The 6,000-nt window shown below is 73.6% G+C and carries 4 protein-coding genes; 1 reads left to right on the top strand and 3 read right to left on the bottom strand.

Features of this window, described 5'->3' with window-relative positions; genetic code table 11:
• Positions 1-70: 70 nt before the first annotated feature.
• The gene (locus tag ACFVS9_RS19565; RefSeq protein WP_389933922.1) at positions 71-1,741 is read right to left on the bottom strand and encodes a M23 family metallopeptidase; all 1,671 of its coding nucleotides are present in this window, start codon (positions 1,739-1,741) and stop codon (positions 71-73) included.
• Between the two features lie 238 nt (positions 1,742-1,979).
• On the bottom strand, positions 1,980-3,104 hold the full coding sequence (locus tag ACFVS9_RS19560) for an esterase/lipase family protein (protein ID WP_389934093.1): 1,125 nt from the start codon (positions 3,102-3,104) through the stop codon (positions 1,980-1,982).
• A 403-nt stretch (positions 3,105-3,507) separates the two neighbouring features.
• Here ACFVS9_RS19560 and ACFVS9_RS19555 point away from each other — a divergent pair, with 403 nt between their 5' ends.
• On the top strand, positions 3,508-3,921 hold the full coding sequence (locus ACFVS9_RS19555; protein WP_383118599.1) for a cobalamin B12-binding domain-containing protein: 414 nt from the start codon (positions 3,508-3,510) through the stop codon (positions 3,919-3,921).
• Positions 3,922-4,343: 422 nt separating this feature from the next.
• Here ACFVS9_RS19555 and ACFVS9_RS19550 read toward each other — a convergent pair whose 3' ends face one another.
• Positions 4,344-5,972 carry a DUF5691 domain-containing protein gene (locus ACFVS9_RS19550; RefSeq protein ID WP_383118600.1) on the bottom strand — a complete coding sequence of 543 codons (1,629 nt, stop codon included), beginning with the start codon at positions 5,970-5,972 and terminating at the stop codon, positions 4,344-4,346.
• Positions 5,973-6,000 lie beyond the last annotated feature (28 nt).

Raw genomic sequence — 6,000 nt, 5'->3', positions numbered from 1 at the left:
GGTGTGGCGCGGGTGGGGGGGGGGCGGGGGCTCCGGCCCCCGCGCCCACCGCCCTCGGTGACCGTCGGCCTCAGTACGGGTTGACGCCGTGGCTGCGGAGCCAGGGCATCGGGTCGATCGCCGCGCCGCCGCCGGGGCGCACCTCGAAGTGCAGGTGCGGACCGGTGGAGTTGCCGGAGTTCCCCGAGTAGGCGATGACGTCGCCGGCCTTGACCGAGCCGGAGCGGATCTTCGTGGTGCTGAGGTGGCAGTACCAGGTCTCCGTGCCGTCGGCCGCGGTGACGATGGCCATGTTCCCGTAGGCGCTGTTCCACTGGGTGCGGACGGTGCCGTCCGTCGCCGCCATCACGGGCGTGCCGTACGAGACGGGGAAGTCGATGCCCGTGTGCACGGACATCCAGTTCACCCCGGCCTGGCCGTACGTGGCGCTGAGGCCGTGCTGCTTCACGGGCAGGACGAACTTCGGGCGCGCGGCCTCGCGGCGCGCGGCCTCCTCCTCGCGCTTCTTCTTCTCGGCGACCTGGCGTTCCTTCAGGTCGATGCGCTCCTGGGTACGGCTGGCGCGGTCGGCGAAGTTCTCGGCGTCCGCGCTGAGGTTGGCGAGCTGGGTGTCGAGCTTGTTGTTCGCCACGGCCGTCCTGACCGTCTCGGCGGCCGCCAGGGACGTGGTGTCGTCCTTCGTCTCCTCGCCCCCGCCGACGCCGCCCACCGAGGCGGCGGCGATGCCCGCGACACTCATCACGCACGCGGAGGGGACGGCGACGGTGAGGAGCGCGGAACGCTTCGCGGGCGTACGGCGCCGGCCCCGGCCGCCACCGCGCGGGGCGGCCGAACGGCCCACGGGGCGCGCGGAGTCCGCCACGAACGCGGGTTCCGGGGTCACGTCGACGAGATCCGGCATCGTCGTGGTGGCCTCGGCCTCCGGGACCTCGTCGTAGGAGTCGTACGCGTCCGTCCGCGCGGGTCCGTCCCCGTAGGTGTCGGTCTCCGCGTACGTGTCCGCCCGTGCCGCCTCGTCCGCGTCCGCTCCCGAGGGAGCGTGGGAACCGGCGGAGTCGTGGAGTGTGTGGATGTCGTGCAGGTCGGGGGAGCCGACACCGCCGTGCGGGGCGAACTCGGACGTTTCGTACGACTCGTAGGCCACCGACTGGTGTTCGTGCGCGGCATACGACATCTGTTCGGGCGCGTACGCGGCGTTCTCGGGCGTGGCGCCGGTGTTCCAGGCGGTCGCGTCGTAGGTGCCGGTCTCGGCCGCCGCGTAGCTCTCGTACCCGGCCGTCTCGAAGGCGGGGGCGCTGAACGTGCCCGTCGCGTAGGCCGTGGTGTCGAACGTGGTGGTGGGGAAGGCCCCGGTGTCACCCGCCGACCACTGGCCCGCCTGGCCGGTGTGGTCCCAGCCGGAGGTGTCCCACTGGCCGGTCGCGTCCGGGCCCTGGGCCGGGATGCCCGCCTCGGGCGTCCACGCGGCGGTGGTGTCGTACCCCTGGGGCGCCTGCGGGTGGGGCTGGGTGGCATAGGCGTCGTACGAGGCCTGTTGGTGCGCTCCGGTGTCCCAGGAGCCGGTGTCGTAACCGCTGCCGTACCCGGTGTCGTACGCCGGGGCGTAACCGCCGCCGTACGTCGTCTCGTGATTGCTCTCGTGCTGAACGGGAAGGGATCCGAAGAGCGGGTCGGTGTCGAAACCGCCGGTGGACCGGCTGTCGTATCCGGCATACCCGGCGTGGGGGTGCTGGTCGTTCACCAACTTCTCTCTCGCCTCGGCAGCAGGACCTGTTCCGGGGACCGGTGGGGGGATCCCGGGGTGAGCAGTGGCCGCGACTGTACCCGGCGGTACCTGAGGACGACAATCTTCGGCGGCCTCCGGCTCCTCAGGAAACGGGCAATCGGCCTCCTTTCGGTGGAGCGGGCGGCCAGCCTTGGCCCTATGTTCGAAATTCGTTCTATTCGAAAGGGGTTTGAGGCGCTTCAGTGGCGTGAACTCACGCGACGGAGGCGGCTCCTGGCGCCCCGGCGGCCGTACCGTCGGACTCCAGGGCCCGGCGGATCGCGGAGGTGACCGCAGGATGCACGGGCAGGGCGAGGTGGCCGATGCCGGTGACGCGCACATTGACGGCGTCGAGGTCGGGATGGTCCACGCAGGCCGTCTCGACGGGCAGCATCATCCGGTCCAGCTCGCTCCAGAAGCTGACGAACCTGGTGCGGCAGCCCGGAGCGGGCCGGCGCAGCTCCTCGATCAGGTCGGAGCCGCCGCGCATCTGGCGGACGATCGGATGCGCTCCGGCCGGCGGGACGGCCGCCGTGCCGCTGTGCGGGGTGCCCAGGGTGACGAGCGTGCGGACCCGCCGGTCCCCGCCGAGCCGCTGCACGTAGTAACGCGCGATGAGGCCGCCGAGGCTGTGGCCGACGATGTCGATCTCACGGTGCCCGGTGCGGACGCAGATCTCCTCCACGTGGCGGCCGAGCAGCTCGGCCGCCGTGCGGATGTCGCAGGTCAGCGGCGAGTAGTTGAGGGACTCCAGGTGGCGCCAGCCGTGCCGCGCCAGGGAGCGGCGGAGCAGGACGAACACGGAACGGTTGTCGATGAAGCCGTGCAGGAGGACGACGGGCGGGCGGTCGCCGGAGGCGTCGGGGAACGCGTTGGTGTCCGCCGAACGGGGGACGCGGCCGGAACCGCGCCGGGATCCCACCGGTGCGGCGGTGCCCGTGCCGGTGCCGGTGCTGGTGCCCGTGCTGGCATTGGTACTCGTGCCGGTGCCGGATCCGGCGGTTGCCGTCGATGCCGCGCCCGGGGCTGAGGGTGGGGGCGGGGTCGGACCCGGGGAGGCAGGCGCGTCCGGACCTGGGTCGCTACCCGTGCGCGCGCCCCGGCCGGTGCGCTCGCCCGCGCCTGATCCGGTGGTGGCGTGGGTGGGCGCGCCCGTGGCGCCCCGGGGTCCCCGGCTCCCCTGGAGCGTCCCGTGGGTGGGCGCGCCCGTTTCGGCGTCGGTGCCAGGGCGGGGCGCGGGCGTCCTGCGCTCCGGGGTGAGCCCGGACGGGTAGATGAGCACGTGCCCGGCGAGGATCGCCAGCTCGAGCGCGGTGGCTCTGATCAGCGTCGAGGACAGCCAGGCGGGCCTCGCGCACGGCCTGTGGGGCAGTAGGGGTAGGAACGGCAGGACCCTCATGGCCGACCTCCTGCACCGGCATCCGGGGAGGCGGCCCCTTCCCCGTACGCCCTCACGGGGGTCGCTGCCGAGGCGACCCCGGCGGCCCTGACACCACCGGGGGCCGTACCACCGTGCCGTGCGGCTGACGGCGCGGTGGTACGGCGACCTCGCTGCGGCTCCCTGGCGGCGCTCCCCGCGCGGCCGGTGGGCCGCCAGGCAGGGAACGACGCCGGCGAACATGTCCCACTGTGTGATTTCCCCCTCCCGGTCCACCGCGAAACGACGGCGTGCGGGATGCTGTGGATAACGTTCGTTCACATCACCGGCCCTCCGGGCACGGGAAACGCATGTGGAGGCATTGATGGGTGTGACCGGTCCGATCCGTGTGGTGGTCGCCAAGCCGGGCCTCGACGGCCATGACCGCGGGGCCAAGGTGATCGCGCGGGCACTGCGGGACGCGGGTATGGAGGTCATCTACACAGGGCTCCACCAGACTCCCGAGCAGATCGTGGACACGGCGATCCAGGAGGACGCCGACGCCATCGGCCTCTCGATCCTCTCCGGTGCGCACAACACGCTCTTCGCCAAGGTCATCGAGCTGCTGAAGGAGCGCGAGGCGGAGGACATCAAGGTGTTCGGCGGAGGCATCATCCCCGAGGCGGACATCGCTCCGCTGAAGGAGAAGGGCGTCGCGGAGATCTTCACCCCGGGTGCGACGACGGCCTCCATCGTCGACTGGGTGAACGCCCACGTCCGCCAGCCCGCCGAGGCCTGAGACGCCGGGGCCGTGCCTCCGGGTCTGAGCCGCTGGTGCGGGACGGCGGGGTCCGGGGCCCGGGGTCCCGGGCGCCGGGCCTGAGCCGCTGGGAACGGGCGGCGGGCCTGAGGCGTTGAGGCCTGAGGGCCGCCGTCCCGCGAGCGCACCCGTACGCGTGGTCAGGGCCGTGCCCGTGGCCGCAGCCAGGTCCGCGCCCCTGGCCGGCCGGGGCAGCAGCGGCGTCCGTAGCCGGGGCGGGCCGCCGTCCCGCGAGGGCACCCGCACGGGAACGGCCCCCCGCACGTCCTCCCGCCGTCACGCCTCTCCCTCCTGCCGCCCGTCTCCGAACCGCCGGAACCAGCTGAACTGCCTGAACCGCCCGAACCAACTGAACCGCCTGAACCGCCTGAACCGCCGTCTCTTCCTTGCCCAGTTCGCGGTTACCCCGCGCTGCCGGGGGCCAGTTCCGCGTCCATCGCGGCGCGTAGGCGCAAGGTCGAGACCAGGCGTAGGAACGCCTCCGACCAGTAGCCGCCCGCGCCCGGTGAAGCGCCTTCCGGTTCGTCCGGCGTGGTGGTGAGGACCGCGAGCCGGTCCGCCTCGGCCGGGTTCAGGCAGCGCTCGGCGAGGCCCATGACCCCGCTGAAGCTCCAGGGATAGCTGCCCGCGTCCCGGGCGATGTCCAACGCGTCGACCACCGACCGTCCGAGCGGTCCGTCCCAGGGAACCGAGCAGACCCCGAGCAGTTGGAAGGCGTCGGACAGGCCGTGCGCGGCTATGAAGCCGGCGACCCAGAGGGCCCGTTCGGTACCGGGGAGGGTGGCGAGGAGTTTGGAGCGCTCCGCCAGCGAGACGGTCCCGGGCCCGTTCGCCGGGGGCGTCGAGGGGGTGCCGAGCAGCGCCCGCGCCCAGTCGGGATCCCTCTGACGCACGGCGGCCCGGCACCAGGCGGCGTGCAGTTCGACGGACCAGCCGTCGGCGACCGGCAGTGCCACCAGTTCCTGCGGCGTCCGGCCGTCGAACCTCTCCCGCCACACACCCAGCGGAGTGCCTTCCACCAACTGGCCCAGCCACCAGGAGCGTTCGCCGCGCCCCGAGGGCGGCGCCGGTACCACCCCGTCCCTCTGCATCGCGGCGTCGCACTCATGAGGTGCCTCCACGGCGATGGTCGTGAAGCCCCCCGCGCGGTCGGGGTTCACGCAGGACGTGGCACGGTCCGCCATCCGCCGGGCGAGCGCGGAATCGGGGAGTGCCGACAACAACTCCGCCGCTGTGGCGCGGACGTTGCGGCTACGGTCCGCCAGCGCCTCCTCCAGGAAGGGCTCGTCGGCTCCCGAGAGGCCTGACCGCAGGGAGTCGAGGAACATCAGCCGGTCCTCGGCCCGCTCCGAGGACCACGTGCCGGCGAGCAGGGACCGCGCCCTGCCGGGGTCCTGCTCCCGTACGGCGTCGAGCAGCGCGACCCGCTCGGCGAAGAGACCCTCCTCCCAGAGACGGCGTACCGCCTCCGGATCCTTGGTGCCGGGCCGCTGCGCACCCCGGGACGACGTACGCAGCGCGAACCTCCAGTCCGGATTCAGCCCGGCCAGCCACCGCCCTCGCGGGCCGGCGAACGCGAGGACGTGCGGACGCAGATCCGTACGCGCCCTCGCCGCGTCGAGCAGGGCCGGCAACAGCTCGGCCGGCGCCCGGTAACCGTGCGCGCCGGCGGAGGCGAGCCACTGGGGGATCAGCTCGGTGAGATCCGGAGCCGCTCCCCGCCGGCCGCCGCTGGGCGGAGCCGAGCGGTCGGCGAGCAGCTGCGCGAGCCGCCGGCGCGCGGCCGCGGGCAGCGGCGGGCGGGGGTCGGCGGGCGCGGGGGCGGGCGGGACAGCCCCGGTGGCCGGCCGCAGGGCCGCCCTGCGCCGCACGGTGTGTACCGCCGCGGCATCGAGCAGTGCCGAGGGTCCGACCGCCGCGCCGTCCTCCGTCCGGAGTGGACGCCGGTCGGTGCCGAGCAGCGCCGAGGTGACGAGGTCGTCCCACGAGGCGCCCAGGGGTACGTCCGTCGTCGTGGAGATGGTGGGCATCGGGTCCCTTCCGGTGGTCCGGGGAAAC

It is taken from the genome of Streptomyces sp. NPDC058008, assembly GCF_042886395.1.
Classification (GTDB): Bacteria; Actinomycetota; Actinomycetes; order Streptomycetales; family Streptomycetaceae; genus Streptomyces.
This window is presented reverse-complemented; position numbering and strand designations above follow the sequence as displayed.

Excerpts from the sequence above, each read along its gene's own strand:
- ACFVS9_RS19555 (WP_383118599.1), top strand. The coding sequence starts at position 3,508 with ATGGGTGTGACCGGTCCGATCCGTGTGGTGGTCGCCAAGCCGGGCCTC.
- ACFVS9_RS19550 (WP_383118600.1), bottom strand. The coding sequence starts at position 5,972 with ATGCCCACCATCTCCACGACGACGGACGTACCCCTGGGCGCCTCGTGG.